Below are 20,058 nucleotides of genomic sequence, written 5' to 3'. Positions count from 1 at the left end.
GCTTTGTTGTTCACAAAGTTCCTTTTGCTATTAACGGAATCTTTACACGTTGACAACACAAACCTTATATTCATTTGATACTCTGAGGAAGTAGAACAAATGGAAAGAAACTTTCGAAAAACGTTGATTATTGAGAATATGCTCACGAATGATTTTGGTCGAAACACGAACATTATCAAAAAAGAAAACGTTCGTAATTCGAAAAAGATTGTTTTTGATTCGTTGGTTTTTTATAATCAAAAAGGAAAGTTCGGAATTCCGTGAGTTCGATTTTTTTAATGAAAAGGAGAAAAAGTGATGAAAGTTTGGAAGAAAACGGCAATGTTTGGTTTAGGTTTGGTGGCAGCAGTTACGCTGGCGGCATGTGGCTCAGGTGGAGCAAGTACTGACTCGGCGGCTGAAGAAGCAGGATATGTACCAGAAAAGTTGACCGTTCAATTTGTTCCATCACAAGCAGCAGAAACATTAGAAGCAAAAGCAAAACCACTTGAGCAATTATTAAGTGATGAATTGGGGATTCCAGTCACTGTGAGTGTTTCCACTGACTACAATACAATCGTCGAAGCAATGGCTTCGAAACAAGTAGATGTAGGCTTTTTACCGCCGAATGCCTATGTTTTAGCAAATGAACAAAGCAATGTTAAGGTGCTATTACAAGCACAGCGTTATGGCATCAAGCAGCCTGGTGGGGAATCAACGGATGAATTGGTTGATAGCTATCGCTCAATGATCGTCGTAAAAAGCGGCAGCGATATCAAAGAGTTGGAAGATTTAAAAGGCAAAACGATTGCCACGCAAGATGTTACTTCTTCTGCCGGTTATGTTTGGCCAGTAGCAGAAATGAAAAAAGCAGGCATCGATATCAATACGGATGTGACGACTGTTCAAGTCAAAGGCCATGACCAAGCGGTCTTATCTGTCTTGAATGGCGACGTTGACGCAGCGTTCGTTTTTGAAGATGCCCGCAACACGGTCAAAAATGATTACCCAGAAATCATGGATGAGGTAGAACCAATGTACTTTACCGAACCGATCCCGAACGATACGATCAGTGTCCGCAGCGACATGAGTGAAGAGTGGGACAAAAAAATCCAAGATGCCTTTATCGCGATCGGTAAAGATGAAGAAGGAAAACAAATCATCTCTGATATTTACTCTCATGAAGGATACGTTGTTTCACAAGACAGCAATTTCGACATCGTAAGAGAGTATGCGGAACAAGTCGGACAATAACTAATAGATGAATAGATCGGGAGGGTACCGGTAGTTGAGGTACCCTTTTCGAATGGAAAGCAATTTTTACCTAATGGAAAGAAAGTAGGAGAATCATGGCTCTAGAGAACGAAACGATTATTTCATTTCAGAATGTGACCAAGCAATACCCAAATGGGGTATTAGGTTTGAAGGACTTAAACATCGATATCAAAAAAGGGGAATTTGTCATCGTAGTGGGTTTATCAGGAGCAGGAAAATCAACGATGCTGCGCTCCATCAATCGACTGCACGAGATCACGAGTGGCGAGATTTTAATCGATAGCAAGTCGATCACAAAAGCAAAAGGAAGAGAGCTACGCTTGATTCGTCGAGACATTGGCATGATTTTCCAAAGCTTTAATTTGGTGAAACGTTCGAGTGTCTTGCGAAATGTCTTAACTGGGCGAGTAGCTTATCACCCAACGATCAAAATGTTGCTTGGTTTGTTCCCGCAAGCGGATAAAGAGCTGGCTTATCAATCGCTGCAGCGGGTCAATTTAGCAGAAAAAGTCTATACTCGAGCCGATGAATTGTCTGGCGGTCAGCAGCAGCGGGTTTCGATTGCCCGTGCTTTGACGCAAGAGCCGAAGATTATTTTAGCGGATGAACCGGTTGCTTCCTTAGATCCTTTAACCACTGAAAAAGTCATGAATGACTTAAAACGGATCAATCAAGATCTGGGGATTACCATCGTAGTCAATTTGCATTCTGTCCAATTGGCAAGAGAGTACGGCACGCGGATCATCGGGTTACGAGATGGGGGCTTGGTTTTTGATGGCCCTGTCAGTGAAGCGACCGATCAGCGATTGAAACAGATTTATGGCAGCGAGATCATAGAAGAGCAGGAAGGGGCAGGACAATGACGACAAATACGTTGCCGAAACGCAGCGGACTATGGAAAAATGTTCTTTGGCTCGTCATTTTTTTAGTGGTATTGTTCGTTAGCGGCTCTATTTCAGGCGTTGATTTGGCACGGTTCTTTAGCAATAGCAGTCAAATGAATGTCATTTTACAAAAGATGGCTCATCCTGATTGGGCATATGCCAAAATCATTGTAGAGCCGATTTTGCAAACCATCCAAATGGCGATCATCGGCACGACCTTTGGTGCACTGGCGGCTTTTCCGTTTTCACTTTTAGCAGCACGAAATATCATGACGAATCATTGGATCAGCGGTTGTTTCCGTTTTGTTTTGAATATCATTCGGACGGTACCTGATTTGATGCTGGCGGCTTTATTTGTTGCCATTGTCGGAATCGGTCCCGTTGCCGGGGTGATCTCCATCTCTGTGTTTTCTTTTGGGATGATCACCAAATTGTTTTATGAATCGATTGAAACGATTGATGAAGGTCCGATCGAAGCAATCACGGCTTCTGGAGGATCGAAGTTTGACATCATCCGCTATGCAGTCGTACCGCAAGTCATGAGCCATTTTCTTAGTTACTTGCTTTATGCCTTTGAGATCAATGTGCGGGCATCGACGATTCTTGGGTATATCGGCGCAGGCGGAATCGGTGTTTTCTTACAACGATCTTTAAGCCAATTTCGATATGACCAGACGTCGATTATCGTCTTAGTGATTTTTGCAGTTGTTTTGGTGATTGATACCATCAGTAATAGATTAAGGGAGCGATTGTTATGATGTTGCCAGCAGAACCGAAAAAGAAAAAAATACGGAATTGGCTGATCGCAGTAGTCGTTATCCTCCTTTATATTTGGGCTTTCGCTGGTATACCTTTTGCCGGCGTTAAAGAAAATGTCGGTCAAATTGTCGGCTCAATCTTTTATGGCCTGATCCATCCTGATTGGGGCTATGTTTATACCGGTGATGGCGAAGATTTGATCAGCTTGATGATCGAAACCGTTGCGATCGCCTTTGTAGGTACGTTTTTATCCTCAATATTAAGTATTCCTTTTGCCTTTTGGGCGGCGCGCAGCAAAAACAGCCCTCGCTGGCTATCAGGTTTCGGTAAAATCGTGCTGACGGCGATTCGAACGTTTCCAGAAATCGTCTTAGCGATCATGTTCATCAAAACAGTGGGTCCCGGATCCTTTGCTGGTGTTTTGGCAGTTAGTGTCCATTCCATTGGGATGTTGGCGAAACTCTATAGCGAAGCGATCGAGAACATGGATCACGGTCCTTCAGAATCGGTCGTTAGTGCGGGAGGAAATCGTTGGGATGTGTTAGGCTTTGCGACATTGCCACAATTGATTCCAGAATTTCTTTCTTTTACCTTGTATCGTTTTGAACTGGCTGTCCGTTCAGCTTCGATCTTAGGGATCGTAGGGGCAGGTGGGATCGGTACGCCGATGATCTTTGCCATCAATGCGCGATCATGGAGCCGTGTAGGAATCATTTTATTAGGGATCGTTGTGACGGTCACGATCATTGATTTTATTTCTGGGCGCTTGCGTAAACGATTGGTTTAATAAAATGAGGTGCGTACTCGAAAAAACACAGTCTGCATAGGCTGTGTTTTTTTGCAGCGGATAGGCGGATGTCGTTTAAGACAGGTTTCGTGAAACTTGTTATACTGGATTCATAGAAAATGAACCCAAACAAGGAGGCTGTTTTATGAAAGCATTATTGATCGTCAATCCAAGTTCTGGTGGGGAACAAGCGAAAGAATTTGAGGAGATGGCAGAAGAAAAGCTGCGGGAAGCTTTTTCAGAAGTCGTTGTCAAACATACCGAAAAAGAAGGAGATGCTACACGTTTTGCCTCTGAGGCAGCAGCAGAATTTGACAGTGTCTTCGCAATGGGCGGTGATGGTACCGTCAATGAAGCGGTCAATGGCTTAGCCCCTCATGACAAACGACCAAATTTTGGTTTCTTCCCGCTGGGAACAGTAAATGATTTAGCCAGAGCATTAGCGATTCCACTAGATCCTAAGGAAGCCATCGAATCATTTGCAGTGGATCACACCCGCAAAATCGATATTGGGCAGGTTAATCAAGACTATTTTACCAATGTAGTGGCGATTGGTATGATTCCAGCGGCGATCAACAATGTGGAAGTTGAAGAAAAAACCAAGCTGGGAAAAATGGCCTATTTTGTTTCTGGTCTACGGGAAGTGCGGAAAAATGAAAGTCATCCGTTTGAAGTGACCGCCGAAAATAATGGCGAAAAAACGACAATCGAGGTTGAAAGCAGTACGATGATCGTTGGTTCATCCAATACGATCGGCGGTTTCGAATCTCTTTTGCCTAAAGCAAGTACCGATGACGGCAAATTACATCTGATCTACTTAAAGGATACGAATCTTTGGGAAACTGTCAAAAGCGTGCCTGAGCTTCTCAAAGGAGTTACGGAATCAAATGATGTTCTTGGTTATCAAACTTTTGATAAAGCAACGATTCGTTTGACGGATGGGGCAACGATCGAAACGAATGTCGATGGTGATCCAGGACCTGAATTGCCAATCGCAGTAGCGGTGCTGCCGCAACATCTTACCGTGTATTGCGGAGTTGAAAAAGCCCGCTAAATCATTCATAACTAGGAAACGATCCGTCTAAAGCGGATTGTTTTTTTTATTCAGAAAGAGTATACTGGGAAAAAAATTTACTGAAAGAAGGGGTTCTATGACGATACGTTCTGCCACGATTGCAGATGCCCAAGCCTTGACAGCAATCTATGCTTATTATGTAGAAAATACACCGATTACCTTTGAAACGGAGGTGCCATCGGTTCAAGAATTCGCGGAACGCATCGCCAAGACCTTGAAACGCTACCCGTATCTCGTTGCAGAAGAGGCTGGTGGAATTGTCGGTTATGCCTATGCGTCAGCCTATAAAGAACGGGCGGCGTATGATTGGACCGTTGAAGTAACCGTTTATTTAGCGCCGGATGCCAAAGCAAAAGGGCTCGGCACCGCTCTTTATCAAGGGCTTGAAGAAAAATTAAAAGCGCAAAACGTGGTCAATCTGACTGCGTGTATTACAGGAGGCAATCAACAAAGCGAGGCTTTTCATGAGAAGCTTGGGTATCGGAAAGTTGCTGATTTTGCGCATGTCGGCTATAAGTTCAATCAATGGCACGATGTGATTTGGATGCAAAAAGAACTGCAATGGTTTCCTGATCAGGTGCCAACGTTCATTCCCAATGAAAAAGCCTAACACATCCTGACTTTTGAATATCTTTTTTTGGCAAAATGCTTTATGCTGAGAGTAGCATGTGAAAGGACGTTCTATTGTTCTTTCGAACAAAGTATTTTGCTTTTTCTGTGTGGAAAAAAAGTTGCTTTTTTATAGAAAAATGAGTAAAGTATTCAAGTGGAAAAAACAAGGAGGCGAAGCTGTTGGGCAAGCGAATCGAACGGATTTATCAATATATCGTCGAAAATACGATGAGCGGCTTAGGGGAAAAGAAGGGGTTGTCTACTTCAGAAGTTGCCGATCATTTAGCCATTCAGCGCAGTAATGCCAGTAAGGATTTAAATAAGCTTGTTAAAGAAGGGCGCGTCGAAAAAAGCGACTCGCGGCCTGTTCGTTATTGGGCGGCAGGGGTCGATCCCAGCAGTAAGGAAAAGTATGTCCCAAGCTACAAAGAAAGTCGCCCGCAAAGAGAAAAAGCCTTCCCTCAACGAGTACAAGGAAAACCCTCTGACCGAGATATTTTTGCGACGATCATCGGTGCCAACGGAAGTATGAAAAACGCTGTTGAGCAGGCGAAAGCAGCGATCTTGTATCCGCCGAAAGGGCTAAACTGCTTGATCACAGGGCCTACTGGTTCTGGGAAAACGTACTTTGCCCATGCGATGTTCCAGTTTGCCAAAAGCAATCAAGTAATTGCCGATGACAAAGAATTGATCGTCTTTAACTGTGCGGACTATGCAAATAACCCAGAGCTTTTGATGAGCCATTTGTTTGGTTATGTACGAGGGGCATTTACGGGTGCCGATCAAGAGAAGATTGGTATTATTGATCAAGCGGATGAGAGTATGTTGTTTCTCGATGAGATCCATCGATTGCCGCCAGAAGGGCAAGAAATGATTTTTTACTTTATGGATCATGGTACCTTTAGCCGTCTAGGAGAGACGGGCAAAAATCATCAAGCGAATGTCCGAATCGTTGGAGCGACTACCGAAGACCCCAACTCAACGCTATTAGATACCTTTACCCGACGCATTCCCATCAATATTCAACTGCCCTTTTTTGAGAAACGACCCGCATCAGAAAAAGTCGATCTCGTTCGGGTATTAGTCGGGCAAGAGGCGACCCGTATTCAGCGGACGATCTCCTTGACAGAAGATGTGGTCAAAGCGTTGATCGGTAGTGTCAGTTTTGGGAATATCGGTCAATTGAAATCCAATGTCCAGCTAGTCTGTGCACGTGGCTTTTTGAATCATATGCAACAAGATGAGATTGAAATCGATTTGATCGATTTACCAGAAGGGATTCGTTCAGGATTGATCGTTTTGGGGAATCGCCGCAATGAGCTGGCAGAGCTTTCTAAGATCCTTGAACCGAAGATCAGCATTCAACCGAATCAAAACTTAAACAATATTCAATCAGATTCCTATGAATTGCCTTATAATCTTTACGATATTATCGGCGACAAGGCTGCTCTGCTAAAAGCAGATGGGTTAGATCAAGAAGCGATCAATCATTTTATCTCAACAGATATCAATGTTCACTTAAAGTCTTTTTATAAAGATCACGGGTTTTCCTTTAACTCGGTCAATAAACTAAGTGAATTTGTCGATCAGAAAGTGATCAGTGTAACAAATCAAATCTATGAGCTGGTTCGACAACGCTTAAATTATGATTTTCAGCAAAATTTCATCTATGCCATGAGCTTACACATCAGCTCGTTTTTGAAAAAAATCCATTTGGGAGAAGAACGACAAACCAATGACAATATTCGTCAGATGGTAGCTGACTATCCTCAAGAGTTTGAAGTCGCCAAAGAAGTCCGCGATTTTATTGGTGATAGTTTCCAAGTGGCGATTCCTGAGAGCGAATCTTATTATTTAGCGGTTCTTCTGGTTTCTCTTAGAACCTCTCATTCCTCTGGGAAAATCGGCGTCGTCGTTGCAGCCCACGGCAACAGCACAGCCAGTAGCATGGTACAAGTGGTCAAACAGTTGCTGGAAGTCGATCAAGTGACAGCGGTGGACATGCCATTAGATATGCCACCAGCTGTGGCGTTGAAAAAAATCGTGGATAGTGTACGGGCAGTCAATGATGGCAGTGGGGTGATCCTCTTAGTCGATATGGGGTCCTTAGCGACCTTTAATAATGAAATCCAGCGAGAAACGGGTGTGGCTGTTCGAACAGTCGATATGGTGACCACCTCCATCGTCCTAGAGACGGTCCGTAAAGCGTCAGTGATCGGCACGGACCTCGATCAGCTCTATGATTCATTACGGAAGTTCCGCGGGTATGGAGCGGTCACTGTGGAAGAACCAGTGACACAAAACCACCATCCTAAAGCGATTCTAGCGGTCTGCGCTTCGGGAAAGGGAACGGCGCAGCGCATCAAAGAATTGATCCAAAGCTCATTGTCAAAACGTCAAAACCAAAATGTCGAAGTGGTGACGTTATCGGTGGCGGATCTGAGGACGGACTTGGATCAAATTCAACAGCGCTATCGACTGATTGCCGCAACAGGGATCATCGATCCCCATATCGACGCACCGTTTATTTCATTAGAACGTTTTATCGACCAAGATGTTGATCTTTTGTTGGATGATATCCTATTAGAGAACGATTTGAGTTTTGAAGATGAAGTGCAGCTAGATGATCGGCAGGCAAAGGAAATCTGTGTCCGGTATTTAGAGGAAAACTTTACCTATATCAATGCGAAAAAAGTAGTAGAGCCGTTGTGGAAATTTGGCGAAGAGATCATTCACGATTTGGATTTGGTAGGGGCGCAGCAAGGCTTTCAGATCAATTTTGTGATGCATGGCGCAGGTATGCTGGAGCGGATCTTACTGCGGCAGCCATTGACTGTTTCTGAAATTGATTTAGCAGCGATGGAGGAGAATCCGCTTTATGGCCAATTGCATGTGCATGTCCAATCGTTTTCACGCTTGATGAATATCGAAGTGCCTAAGACTGAAGAGTACTATCTGCTAGAGCTGATCAAAAACCATCACGAAAAAGAAATGTATTTTTAATTCTTACAAATAATACAGATACACTAAAAAAGATACAGTATTTTTTAGTGTATCTTTTTTAGTGTATTATCTGAATGCTGATTCTTAAAGTTTTTCAAGAATAGTGTATCGGAAAAACTTGGCACGCTTCTTGCTTCTATATAAGTGGATACAGGAGGTGATTGAAAAAAGAACAGATCCTCAATATGAAAAGCGGATCGATGGATGTAGGAGGCTTGCACAATGGGAATGGATATACGTCTTGCCCGAATCGACGATCGGTTGATTCATGGTCAGGTCGCCACAGCTTGGTCGAAAATGACTGGTATCAATCGAATCATCGTGGTCAGTGATGAAGTCGCAAATGACCAATTACGAAAGTTTCTCTTGAAAGAAGCTGCTCCACCAGGGATCAAATCCAATGTGGTGACAGTAGCGAAAATGCTTGAGGTGGCGCATAACACATTATTTAATACGCAAAAAGTCATGTTATTATTTACCAACCCTCAAGATGTCGTGACTCTGGTTAAAGGAGGCATTGACATTCGTTCCGTCAATATCGGCGGTATGAGTTTTTCAATGGGAAAACGAATGATCACTAATTTCGTGTCAGTCAATGATCAAGATCTTGCTTCATTGCTTTACTTGCAAAACCAAGGCATTGAAGTGGAGATACGCAAAGTTCCAGCTGATCGTAAAATCTTTTTGAAGGATATTTTGGAAAAAGAAGGTAGTCACCCTTAGTTTTTCGATGTTGTTTTTTCTTTCGTATTCGTGTCACATTTTTCAATTTTGATATAGGAGGTAAAAAGATGGTAGGAATTATCCTAGCAAGTCATGGAGAATTTGCTAACGGCATTTTGCAATCTGGTTCAATGATCTTCGGCGAACAAGAAAATGTTAAAGCTGTTACATTGATGCCAAGTGAAGGTCCGGATGACATCAAGGTAAAAATGCAAGAAGCAATTGCTACATTTGACGATCAAGAAGAAGTATTATTCTTAGTTGATCTTTGGGGTGGTACTCCTTTCAACCAAGCGAACAGCTTGTTTGAAGATCACAAAGACAAATGGGCAATCGTTGCTGGTATGAATTTACCAATGGTGATCGAAGCCTATGCTTCACGTTTTTCAATGAATACAGCGCATGAAATTGCTGCGCATATCGTTGAAACAGCTAAAGAAGGGGTCAAGGTCAAACCAGAAGAACTTGAACCAGAAGAAGCTTCAGCACCAAAAGCAGTGCAAGACGATCAACCTAAAGGATCACTTCCTCCGGGAACTGTTCTAGGCGATGGCAAAATCAAAATCGTACTTGCTCGTGTCGATTCACGTTTGTTGCATGGTCAAGTTGCTACAGCTTGGACAAAATCAGTGAATCCATCTCGGATCATCGTTGTTTCTGACGCGGTGGCAAAAGATGACTTGCGTAAAAAACTGATCGAACAAGCAGCTCCTCCAGGAGTAAAAGCGAACGTCATTCCAGTGGACAAAATGATTGAAGTTTCTAAAGACCCTCGTTTCGGGAATACGAAAGCTTTACTATTATTTGAAAACCCACAAGATGTATTACGTGCTGTTGAAGGTGGCGTTGATATAACTGAAGTGAACGTTGGTTCAATGGCTCACTCTGTTGGGAAAGTTGTTGTAAGTAAAGTATTGTCGATGGGTACAGATGATGTGAATACATTTGAAGATTTGAAAGAACGCGGCATCAAATTCGATGTGCGTAAAGTACCAAATGACTCTCGAGACAACATGGATGAAATCTTACGCAAAGCCAAAAATGAATTGGCAAATAAATAGAAACGTATTCAACTAAATAGGAGGTCTATCATGACTATTATATCTATGGTATTAGTAGTACTCGTTGCCTTTTTAGCTGGTATGGAAGGGATCTTGGATGAATTCCAATTCCATCAACCGCTAATCGCGTGTACTTTGATCGGTTTAGTGACCGGTAATTTGGAAGCATGTATCATTTTGGGCGGATCATTACAAATGATCGCACTTGGATGGGCAAATATCGGTGCCGCTGTTGCACCTGATGCTGCATTGGCGTCTGTCGCATCTGCAATTATTTTAGTTTTAGGTGGACAAGGAACTGCTGGTGTTGATACAGCGATTGCCGTTGCGATCCCTCTAGCTGTTGCTGGGTTGTTCTTGACAATGATCGTTCGTACATTGGCTGTGCCAATCGTTCACTTTATGGATGCTGCTGCTGAAGAAGGCAACATTCGTAAAATCGAAATGTGGCACGTGATCGCTGTATGTATGCAAGGGGTTCGTATTGCGATTCCTGCAGCTGCATTGTTGGCTATCCCTGCTGCAACTGTTCAAAACTTCTTAGAATCAATGCCTGCATGGTTAACTGATGGTATGGCTATCGGTGGTGGTATGGTTGTTGCCGTTGGTTACGCAATGGTTATCAACATGATGGCAACTCGCGAAGTATGGCCATTCTTTATTATCGGTTTCGTAATCGCAGCTATCTCTCAATTGACATTGATCGCTATCGGTGCCTTGGCAGTAGCAATCGCATTGATCTACTTGAACCTAACTAAAATGGGCGGATCATCAAATGGAGGCGGCGGCAGCAACACTGGCGACCCTCTAGGCGATATCTTGAATGACTATTAGAATCGAAGGAGGAGAAAAAAATGGCAGAAAAAATTCAATTAAATAAAAAAGATCGTTTAGCCGTAGCATGGCGCTCTACCTTCATTCAAGGTTCATGGAACTATGAACGTATGCAAAATGGTGGTTGGGCATTCTCAATGATTCCAGCAATCAAAAAATTATACAAAACAAAAGAAGACCGTGCCGCTGCTTTGAAGCGTCACTTAGAATTCTTTAATACTCACCCATATATCGCATCACCAATCTTAGGTGTAACTTTAGCGTTAGAAGAAGAACGTGCCAATGGCGCGCCTGTCGATGACGTAGCGATCCAAGGGGTAAAAGTTGGGATGATGGGTCCTTTAGCCGGTGTCGGTGACCCTGTGTTCTGGTTTACTGTACGTCCGATGTTAGGTGCATTAGGTGCTTCTCTTGCTTTAGGCGGAAACATCTTAGGCCCAATCATCTTCTTCGTTGCTTGGAACATCATCCGTTGGGCATTTATGTGGTACACACAAGAATTCGGCTACCGTGCTGGTTCTAAAATCACAGATGACCTTTCAGGTGGTTTGCTACAAGATGTAACAAAAGGTGCTTCTATTTTAGGTATGTTCGTATTAGGGTCACTTGTTCAACGTTGGGTATCGATTTCCTTTGCACCAGTTGTCTCAAGCGTACCGCTTGATGAAGGTGCTTATGTCGACTGGGCGAACTTGCCTTCTGGTTCAGCTGGTTTGCAACAAGCCTTCCAACAAGTAGCTGAAGGCCGTGCATTGACTGATACAAAAGTAACAACATTGCAAAACAACTTGGATCAATTGATTCCTGGTTTAGCTGCACTATTGCTTACTTTGTTATGTATGTGGTTATTGAAGAAAAAAGTTTCTCCAATCGTCATTATTATCGGTCTATTCTTAGTCGGTATCGGTGGACACTTGATCGGATTGTTATAATCTTTTCAATGATAGGTGCTTGGGGAGACCCAAGCATCTTTTTATTTATTCGCCAAACATGCCGCAAACACGTATAATAGGTAACGATAAGACGATATAGAATGGAGTAAGCGCAAATGGTACAATCCCTTAATACAAAAGTTGATTTGACGATCGATGCTACGTCTTTTTTAGGTATCAATGAATACGGCAAAATAATGATCGGCGATAATGCCTTTGAGTTTTATAATGATCGTGACAAACGCAAGTTTATTCAAATTCCTTGGGAAGATGTCGACTATGTGATCGCTTCGGTCTTGTTCAAAGGACGCTGGATCCCACGGTATGCGATTCGGACCAAAAAGAATGGGACATATACCTTCTCATCAAAAGAACCAAAAAAAGTTCTGCGGGCAATTCGCGAATACGTTGACCCAGATCATATGGTCCATTCTCTTGGCTTTTTCGATATCTTGAAACGGGCAATTACCCGTAGAAAATAACAAGAGAGCATATGTTTTTCCAATTGATTCTCAATATGTTACCCTTTTTATAAGAAAGTTTAGGAGGGGTTATTATGCACTTTTTATGGACATTGATCGTGGGAGCGGTCATCGGTTCAATCGGTGGCGCTATCGCAGGAGAAAAACGCGGTTGCATTTTTGATATCGTGGCAGGACTTGTGGGCGCATCAATCGGACAAGGTTTATTCGGCACTTGGGGACCGCAAGTGGCAGGAATGGCAATCGTGCCAGCAATCATTGGGGCAGTCATTTTCGTGGCTGTCGTATCATTCTTTTTGGGACGTAAAAGATAATTATCAAAGAAGCAATCCGTTGATTGGGTTGCTTTTTTTGTGGATTAAAGTTATCTAGAAAAGAACAACGAGAGAGCCAACTAGAGTCTTTTTAAAACACCATTCTTTAGGTTCGTATTGTTTGATTTTTTAGAAAACTTTTCGCTTACTTTCCGCTTTTTCTGGAAGTTTGTTATAATACTATCGTATAGAACAAGAAAGTAGGGAACGATACATGTTAAGAGTTGAAAAATTACGTGAAGCAATGAGAAAAGATTCGATTGATGGGTTCTTGATCACCAGCCCATACAATTTGCGTTACTTGACAAACTTTACTGGTACAACTGGTTTAGCAGTCATTACGTTGGACAAAGCTTTTTTTGTAACAGATTTCCGATATACAGAGCAAGCAGCTGCCCAAGCCCAAGGATTTGAGATCGTAAAAAATAGTGGACCGATTTTTGAAGAAGTTGCAACTATCTGCCAAAAGGAAGAAATCAATGTCTTAGCATTTGAAGAAAGTTTCGTCAGCTTTGCTGAATACTCCGTCTTAGAAGACTTGATTGAGGAATCCTCATTAGCTCCTGTATCTGGTATGATCGAGGCATTGCGGGAAGTCAAAGATGAGGAAGAGATCGCATTGATCCAACAAGCCTGCCATATCGCCGATCAAGGGTTCGAACATATTTTGAAAATGATCCGCCCAGGGATGTCCGAAATCGAAGTGGCGAATCAGTTAGATTTCTTTATGCGTTCATTAGGTGCCACAAGCGTATCTTTTGAAACGATCGTGGCCAGTGGTCTTCGTTCAGCAATGCCCCATGGGGTTGCCAGTGAAAAAGTGATTGAACAAGGCGATCTGATCACGTTAGACTTTGGCTGTTACTATCAAGGCTATGTGTCTGATATGACCAGAACTTTTGCTGTGGGGGATCCTGGCGATAAATTGAAAGAAATCTATCAAATCGTGCTAGAAGCACAAGAAAAAGTCTTGGCAGCAGCAAAACCTGGAATGACCGGAATTGAACTAGATGCGATCGCCCGGGATCACATAGCTTCCTTTGGCTACGGGGATGCTTTTGGTCATTCAACAGGCCATGGGATTGGTTTAGAAATCCACGAAGGACCAAATGTCTCCTTCCGTGCTGATAAAGCATTTGTTGTCGGAAACGTCATTACAGATGAACCAGGCATCTATCTTCCAGGAATTGGCGGCGTTCGTATCGAGGATGATCTTTTGATCACTGAAACTGGTAATAAAGTGTTGACACATTCACCGAAAGAATTGATCATTCTCTGATTCATCGACCTTGTTTTTCAGAAAATTCATTGAGAATAGTGGGTTATTATAGATTCTCAGTGCAGAAAATGATAAACTTAGAGCGAGAAGAAACACTGTGCCATGGATGTTATTGATTGAATCAAGCGCTGGCTTGCTTCAAACGGAAAAAACGAGCGATTTTTTTACAAACAATACGGTACAGCTGTTTAGAATGGAGGCAAAAACGTATGAATGAAGATAAAAACCTTGTATTAAATGCAAGTCCTGAATTAGGCGAAATCGTCATCGCGCCAGAAGTGATCGAGATCATTATTGGGATCGCTGCTTCTAAAGTGGAAGGTGTCTATGGAATGCGAGGAACACTGGCAAACAGTGTCACTGAATTACTAGGCCGCGCAGCTCATGGCAAAGGAGTCTACTTAACGATCGATGAAACAGGGATCAAAGTGGATATCTACTGCTATATCACTTATGGGATGTCAGTGCCTAAAGTGGCAATGGAGATCCAAGAACGGGTCAAACAGCAAGTCTTATTTATGACAGATGTGCAACTGGCTGAAGTAAATGTTCATGTTGTGGCAGTCGTGCCAGAAAAAGTAGATTTACCAGACATCGAAGAATTATTTGGAAACGACGAGGAAGAAAATGAGTAAAGAATTATCACGGCATGAAATACGGAAAATGGCGTTACAAGCTTTATTTCCACTAGACTTTAACAAAGATTTAACGAAACAAGATGCCATCATGCATGCCATCGAGTTGGAACACCATGAATTGATTGATGAAGAACAAGAGCATTTTGTCCCTGTTTATTTAGATCAATTAGTGGCAGGTGTCTGTCATTATAAAGAAGCCTTGGATGAAGTCATTCAAAGTCATCTAAAAGCCGGTTGGAAAATCCAGCGTTTATCAAAAATGGACGTGACGATTTTACGAATCGCTTTGTATGAAATGATCTATGTGGATAATGTGCCGAATCGTGTGGCTTTGAATGAAGCGATCGAATTAGCGAAAACCTTTAGTGACGATCAGTCAAGAAAGTTTGTCAACGGTATTTTATCGACTGTCAATCAAGAGCTAGAAACAAAAAACAACCAAGTAAGTGAGTAATTTTTAGCCTTAACACTATCGATCAAAAGAAAACAGCCTTTTTTCGATCGAGGCAGAAACCGAACGATTTGTGAGCAACCGCCTTGTTTTGACGGTCCTGCTTGATCGTTCGGTTTTTTTGCATACACTTTGTCGGTTTGCCCTCGTTTTTTCCGAAAAAAGGGAGCGTTAGACGGTGTTTTTCTTTTCAGAAAATGCTATGATAGAAAACATGAAGAAGCAGATCGACAAACGATTGGTGCGTTTCTTTTTACAAAATAAGTCAGTATAATCAGGTTGGAGGAGTTGTCAGAATGGGTACATTGATCAATGGAAAAGAATTGGCTGAAAAAATGCAAGCAGCGTTTCTTTCAGAGACAGCAACACTAAAAGAGCAGGGTGTGACACCGGGATTAGTTGTTTTACTTGTTGGAGAAGACAAAGCAAGCCAGACTTATGTGAAAAATAAAGAACTAGCTGCGGCGAAAATCGGCATCAATTCCCGTGTTGCCCGCTATCCTGAATCCATTACTGAGGCAGAATTATTAGCAGAAATCGAACAGTTCAATAACGATGATGCCTTTCACGGCATTTTGGTTCAACTTCCTTTGCCAAAACATATCAATGAAGAAAAAGTGCTGTTAGCCATCAAACCGGAAAAAGATGTCGACGGTTTTCATCCAATCAATTTAGGAAAATTATTTGCCGGTGTACCTGACCGAATTCCTTGTACCCCTTATGGCATCATGAAAATGTTTGCCGCATATGGGATCGAATTGGAAGGGAAAAATGCTTTAGTTATCGGCCGCAGCAACATTGTCGGAAAACCGATGGCGCACTTGCTCTTAGGGGCAAATGCCACCGTGACTATTGCTCATTCAAAAACCAAAAATCTGCCTGAGTTAGCGAAGCAAGCGGACATTTTAGTCGTGGCGATCGGCCGCGGTCATTTTGTCACAAAAGACTTCGTAAAAGAAGGGGCCGTGGTGATCGATGTAGGAATGAATCGGGATGCCAATGGCAAGTTGATCGGCGATGTGAAATTTGATGAAGTCGAACCGATCGCTAGCTATATCACCCCGGTACCTAGAGGTGTAGGACCAATGACGATCACGATGTTGATGGCCCAAACGATCGAGGCAGCAAAGGAGACAATGAAAAACTAAATGGCGCAAGAATATTTAACGGTGACCGCATTAACAAAATATATCAAGCGTAAGTTTGACGTCGATCCGTATTTAGAGCGGGTTTATTTGACGGGGGAGATCTCTAATTTTCGTCGTCGCCCCAATCACCAATACTTTAGTTTAAAGGATGATGGTGCAAAAATTTCGACCGTCATGTTCAAGGGCGCTTTTGACAAGCTGCGCTTTCAACCAGAAGAGGGCATGAAAGTCATGGCGGTTGGACGTATCACCTTGTATGAGGCAAGCGGAAATTACCAGATGGTGATCGATCACATGGAACCAGACGGTGTCGGTGCCCTTTATCAAGCCTATGAACAATTAAAGCAGAAATTGGCAGCGGAAGGATTATTTTCTGCACCGAAGCAGTCGTTGCCGAAATACCCGAAACGCATCGCAGTCTTGACCAGTCCTAGTGGGGCGGTGATCAAAGATATCATCACGACGACCCAGCGGCGTTATCCCATTGCTCAGATCGTTTTGTATCCAACCGTGGTACAAGGCAACAAAGCCGCGGATGATGTGGTGAAAAATATCCAACGAGTCGAAGCCGATGGTACCTTTGATACTATGATCATCGGACGTGGGGGTGGGTCGATTGAGGACCTCTGGCCTTTCAATGAAGAACGAGTGGCAAGAGCCATTTTTGACGCAAAAACCCCCGTTATTTCTTCAGTGGGGCATGAAACTGATACGACAATTGCCGATTTAGTGGCGGATGTGCGGGCGGCAACTCCGACCGCAGCTGCCGAATTAGCAGTGCCCGTCCTATCAGAAGAGATTTTGCGGATCGAAGAAAGACAAGCCCGATTAGAGCAAGCTTTTATGCACCAGATCCAGTACAAACAAGAACGCTATCAGCGAGTGATTGGATCATATGTTTTTCGACAACCAGAGCGCTTGTATGAGGCACAGTCCATCAAACTCGATCAGTTGCAGCAGCGGATGCAGCAAGGTCTGCAAACCTTGCTTTATGACAAGGATCGCCATGCACAGCAATTGATTTCACGGTTAGCACAACAACAACCAAAAGCGCGATTGCAAGCTAGCAACCAAGAGGTCAGTTATCTTTCCCAACGCTTAATGAAAGCCATGAAAGATATTTATGCAGCAAAAGAAAATCAATTTGCAAATGCAGTCCAATCTCTTGATTTGCTAAGCCCACTGAAAATCATGGGTCGGGGCTACAGCTATACCACGAAAAATGAGCAGGTGATCAAATCGATTGATACGATCGAGCCAGAAGACCAGCTGACGATTCATTACCAAGATGGCCAAGCACTTGTCGAAGTTATTAGTACAGAAGGAGTTAATCATGGCAAATCCAACATTTGAAGAATCATTACAAGAATTAGAACAAATTGTAACCCGTTTGGAACAAGGGGATGTTCCCTTAGAAGAGGCACTAGATGCTTTTCAAAAAGGGATGGTTTTGAGTAAGCAATGCAAGGACACTTTGAGTAAAGCGGAAAAGTCCTTAACAAAAATGATGACAGAATCTAACGAAGAAGTGCCTTTTGAAGAGGAAAACCAATGAGTGCTTTAACAGAATTCACAAAAGAACACGCCCCATTGATTGAAGAAGTCATGGAGCGCTTTGTCAAAGAACACACCTCTGATCAACGATTGTTTAAAAGCATGCAGTATTCGATCCAAGCTGGCGGCAAACGTATTCGCCCGCTTTTATTGGCAGCAACAGTCGCCGCTTTTCACAAACCCGTCAATACCGCGGTGTACCAGTGTGCGGCAGCCCTAGAAATGGTGCATACGTATTCGCTGATCCATGATGATCTTCCAGCAATGGACAACGATGATCTGCGTCGAGGCAAACCTACCAACCATAAGGTTTTTGGTGAAGCTTTAGCGATTTTAGCTGGAGATGGTCTTTTGACGGCTGCATTTCAATTAGTCGCTATGGCGGAGATCGAAGCCAATCAAAAAGTCTTGCTGCTGCAGCAATTGAGTAAAGCGGCGGGAACACAAGGCATGGTCGCCGGCCAAGCAGCTGATATTCAAGGAGAAAACCAAGCCCTTAGTCTTGAGGAACTGATGTCCATTCATGAACGGAAAACTGGAGAATTGATCCGCTTTGCGGTGATTGCTGGAGGTGTCTTAGCCGACCAGACGGAAGAAGTTCTGCATGAATTGGATCGCTTTGCCCAGCATATTGGGTTAGCCTTTCAAATTCGCGACGATCTGCTGGATGCCACTAGTACGACCGAAGAGCTAGGCAAAGTTGTCCGTCGAGATGACGAATTGGCGAAAAGTACCTATCCTGCTTTACTTGGCTTAGCAGGCGCGCAGCAAGCCTTGACAGAAGAATTAGGCAAGGCCAAAGAAATTCTGGCGCAATTAAGTCAATACGGTCAATTTACGCCGGATGTTTTGTTGGCATTTGTGGAACGATTTGAGATTCGAGGGAACGCATGAAGAAAGAACGAGTAGATGTTTTAGCTGTCCAGCAAGGCCTGTTTGAGACCCGCGAGCAAGCCAAACGGGGAGTGATGGCTGGATTGGTGTACAAAGAAAAAAATAATGAGCGCCTAGATAAGCCGGGAGAAAAAATTGCCGCAGATACACTGCTGCAGATCAAAGGCAAAAAGCTGCCTTATGTTTCTCGTGGTGGTCTCAAGTTAGAAAAAGCACTCAAAGTCTTTGATTTTGACGTAACCGATAAAATCATGTTAGACATCGGCGCATCCACCGGTGGTTTTACTGATGCGGCATTGCAAAATGGTGCCAAAAAAAGCTATGCATTGGATGTCGGTTACAATCAGTTAGCCTGGAAGCTGCGGCAAGATGAGCGAGTGATCGTAATGGAGCGGGTCAACTTCCGTTATGCAAAACCAACTGATTTTTTAGACGGTCTTCCAGATGCCGCTACGATCGATGTTTCTTTTATTTCACTTAAACTGATTTTACCCCCGCTATATGATATTTTGGTAGCGGATGGCGAAGTGATGGCGCTGATTAAACCGCAATTTGAAGCGGGCAAAGAAGCAGTCGGGAAAAATGGGATCGTTCGTGATCCCAAAACCCATGAACGAGTTTTGGAGGAAGTACTAGCATTTGCTAAGAAAACAAACTTCGATGTCTTAAACCTAAGTTTTTCACCAATCACTGGTGGCGAAGGGAATATCGAGTTTATCGTACATTTAAAGAAAAGCCTGCAAGAAGGTACCGCAGCAGGGATCGATATCCCGAAAGTTGTTGCATCAGCACATGAGACCTTTCATCAACCAAAATAAAGAATGGAAGAGAGTGGACATTTTACTTGTCGGCTCTCTTTCTTTCTTGCGCAAAATAGGATAAAATTAGTAGGAATTCATTCAGGAGGAACAAGAGATGAGAAAAAAAGAACGGCATCGCTTGATTACACGATTGTTAAGTGAACAAGATATTCAGAAACAAGAAGATTTTGTCGAGTTGTTAAAAGATCGCGGCGTCTCAGTCACACAAGCAACCATATCAAGAGATATCAAGGAATTGAAGTTAGTGAAAGTTCCTTCCCAAAAAGGCGGCTATCGCTACAGTATCCCACAAGAGACAACGGAAGACGTGAGTGGTAAACTTGATAAAATCCTAAAAACGGCTTTTGTTTCTGTCGATCGAATGGACAAATTTGTGATCCTGCGCACACTGCCCGGCAATGCCTCGGCTTTGGCGAATTTAATCGATAAACGTTATGCCAAGGAATTATTTGGCACGTTAAACGATGATGACAACGTCTTGATGATCACTAGAACAGAAGCAGATACTGAGAACCTATTCAGGGATTTCCAACGTTACGTTTAGAAGAGGAGG

Annotated in this window: 22 protein-coding genes; all 22 read left to right on the top strand. The window is 43.1% G+C overall.

Features of this window, described 5'->3' with window-relative positions:
- The first annotated feature begins 297 nt into the window (after positions 1-297).
- The 22 genes from phnD to argR all read left to right on the top strand — a co-directional run bounded on the left by phnD (position 298) and on the right by argR (position 20,049).
- Positions 298-1,233 (top strand): phosphate/phosphite/phosphonate ABC transporter substrate-binding protein, encoded by a 936-nt coding sequence (gene phnD, locus IGJ26_RS09935; protein ID WP_005235326.1) that lies wholly within the window; start codon positions 298-300, stop codon positions 1,231-1,233.
- Between the two features lie 95 nt (positions 1,234-1,328).
- Positions 1,329-2,117, top strand: a complete 789-nt coding sequence (phnC, locus tag IGJ26_RS09930) for a phosphonate ABC transporter ATP-binding protein (protein WP_005235328.1) — start codon at positions 1,329-1,331, stop codon at positions 2,115-2,117.
- The gene (gene phnE / locus IGJ26_RS09925; RefSeq protein ID WP_005235330.1) at positions 2,114-2,896 is read left to right on the top strand and encodes a phosphonate ABC transporter, permease protein PhnE; all 783 of its coding nucleotides are present in this window, start codon (positions 2,114-2,116) and stop codon (positions 2,894-2,896) included. Before phnC ends, phnE (IGJ26_RS09925) begins: the two co-directional genes overlap by 4 nt.
- Complete coding sequence (gene phnE / locus IGJ26_RS09920) at positions 2,893-3,684, top strand: phosphonate ABC transporter, permease protein PhnE (RefSeq protein ID WP_016612248.1); 792 nt, start codon at positions 2,893-2,895, stop codon at positions 3,682-3,684. The genes phnE (IGJ26_RS09925) and phnE (IGJ26_RS09920) overlap by 4 nt, the downstream gene beginning before the upstream one ends.
- Positions 3,685-3,829: 145 nt before the next feature.
- The gene (locus IGJ26_RS09915; protein ID WP_194199657.1) at positions 3,830-4,738 is read left to right on the top strand and encodes a diacylglycerol/lipid kinase family protein; all 909 of its coding nucleotides are present in this window, start codon (positions 3,830-3,832) and stop codon (positions 4,736-4,738) included.
- A gap of 97 nt (positions 4,739-4,835) precedes the next feature.
- Positions 4,836-5,369: a GNAT family N-acetyltransferase gene (locus IGJ26_RS09910; protein WP_194199656.1), complete on the top strand. Its 534-nt coding sequence runs from the start codon at positions 4,836-4,838 to the stop codon at positions 5,367-5,369.
- Positions 5,370-5,599: 230 nt separating this feature from the next.
- A complete protein-coding gene (locus IGJ26_RS09905; RefSeq protein ID WP_051013021.1) occupies positions 5,600-8,374 on the top strand; it encodes a sigma-54-dependent transcriptional regulator in 2,775 nt (924 codons plus the stop codon).
- A 228-nt stretch (positions 8,375-8,602) separates the two neighbouring features.
- Positions 8,603-9,097, top strand: coding sequence for a PTS system mannose/fructose/N-acetylgalactosamine-transporter subunit IIB (locus IGJ26_RS09900; protein WP_026008065.1), 495 nt, complete (start codon positions 8,603-8,605; stop codon positions 9,095-9,097).
- A gap of 68 nt (positions 9,098-9,165) precedes the next feature.
- Complete coding sequence (locus IGJ26_RS09895) at positions 9,166-10,158, top strand: mannose/fructose/sorbose PTS transporter subunit IIA (protein WP_194199655.1); 993 nt, start codon at positions 9,166-9,168, stop codon at positions 10,156-10,158.
- 30 nt (positions 10,159-10,188) lie between these two features.
- On the top strand, positions 10,189-10,992 hold the full coding sequence (locus tag IGJ26_RS09890) for a PTS mannose/fructose/sorbose transporter subunit IIC (protein ID WP_008378492.1): 804 nt from the start codon (positions 10,189-10,191) through the stop codon (positions 10,990-10,992).
- A 20-nt stretch (positions 10,993-11,012) separates the two neighbouring features.
- The gene (locus IGJ26_RS09885; protein WP_005235347.1) at positions 11,013-11,924 is read left to right on the top strand and encodes a PTS system mannose/fructose/sorbose family transporter subunit IID; all 912 of its coding nucleotides are present in this window, start codon (positions 11,013-11,015) and stop codon (positions 11,922-11,924) included.
- Between the two features lie 116 nt (positions 11,925-12,040).
- Positions 12,041-12,406, top strand: coding sequence for a DUF956 family protein (locus tag IGJ26_RS09880; RefSeq protein WP_005235348.1), 366 nt, complete (start codon positions 12,041-12,043; stop codon positions 12,404-12,406).
- A 74-nt stretch (positions 12,407-12,480) separates the two neighbouring features.
- Positions 12,481-12,720 carry a GlsB/YeaQ/YmgE family stress response membrane protein gene (locus IGJ26_RS09875; RefSeq protein WP_005225767.1) on the top strand — a complete coding sequence of 80 codons (240 nt, stop codon included), beginning with the start codon at positions 12,481-12,483 and terminating at the stop codon, positions 12,718-12,720.
- A gap of 214 nt (positions 12,721-12,934) precedes the next feature.
- On the top strand, positions 12,935-13,999 hold the full coding sequence (locus IGJ26_RS09870; protein ID WP_430599583.1) for a M24 family metallopeptidase: 1,065 nt from the start codon (positions 12,935-12,937) through the stop codon (positions 13,997-13,999).
- 209 nt (positions 14,000-14,208) lie between these two features.
- Positions 14,209-14,634 carry an Asp23/Gls24 family envelope stress response protein gene (locus IGJ26_RS09865; RefSeq protein ID WP_005225770.1) on the top strand — a complete coding sequence of 142 codons (426 nt, stop codon included), beginning with the start codon at positions 14,209-14,211 and terminating at the stop codon, positions 14,632-14,634.
- The gene (gene nusB / locus IGJ26_RS09860; RefSeq protein WP_005235350.1) at positions 14,627-15,091 is read left to right on the top strand and encodes a transcription antitermination factor NusB; all 465 of its coding nucleotides are present in this window, start codon (positions 14,627-14,629) and stop codon (positions 15,089-15,091) included. Before IGJ26_RS09865 ends, nusB begins: the two co-directional genes overlap by 8 nt.
- 293 nt (positions 15,092-15,384) lie before the next feature.
- The gene (locus IGJ26_RS09855) at positions 15,385-16,236 is read left to right on the top strand and encodes a bifunctional methylenetetrahydrofolate dehydrogenase/methenyltetrahydrofolate cyclohydrolase (protein WP_005235351.1); all 852 of its coding nucleotides are present in this window, start codon (positions 15,385-15,387) and stop codon (positions 16,234-16,236) included.
- Positions 16,237-17,589 (top strand): exodeoxyribonuclease VII large subunit, encoded by a 1,353-nt coding sequence (gene xseA, locus IGJ26_RS09850; RefSeq protein ID WP_194199654.1) that lies wholly within the window; start codon positions 16,237-16,239, stop codon positions 17,587-17,589.
- A complete protein-coding gene (locus tag IGJ26_RS09845) occupies positions 17,570-17,791 on the top strand; it encodes an exodeoxyribonuclease VII small subunit (RefSeq protein WP_005235356.1) in 222 nt (73 codons plus the stop codon). The genes xseA and IGJ26_RS09845 overlap by 20 nt, the downstream gene beginning before the upstream one ends.
- Positions 17,788-18,684 carry a polyprenyl synthetase family protein gene (locus IGJ26_RS09840; RefSeq protein WP_005235358.1) on the top strand — a complete coding sequence of 299 codons (897 nt, stop codon included), beginning with the start codon at positions 17,788-17,790 and terminating at the stop codon, positions 18,682-18,684. Before IGJ26_RS09845 ends, IGJ26_RS09840 begins: the two co-directional genes overlap by 4 nt.
- Complete coding sequence (locus tag IGJ26_RS09835; protein WP_016620449.1) at positions 18,681-19,502, top strand: TlyA family RNA methyltransferase; 822 nt, start codon at positions 18,681-18,683, stop codon at positions 19,500-19,502. The genes IGJ26_RS09840 and IGJ26_RS09835 overlap by 4 nt, the downstream gene beginning before the upstream one ends.
- A gap of 97 nt (positions 19,503-19,599) precedes the next feature.
- On the top strand, positions 19,600-20,049 hold the full coding sequence (gene argR, locus IGJ26_RS09830) for an arginine repressor (protein WP_005235362.1): 450 nt from the start codon (positions 19,600-19,602) through the stop codon (positions 20,047-20,049).
- Positions 20,050-20,058 lie beyond the last annotated feature (9 nt).

This window comes from Enterococcus sp. AZ095a, from assembly GCF_050546735.1.
Taxonomy (GTDB): domain Bacteria; phylum Bacillota; class Bacilli; order Lactobacillales; family Enterococcaceae; genus Enterococcus_D; species Enterococcus_D entomosocium.
This window is presented reverse-complemented; position numbering and strand designations above follow the sequence as displayed.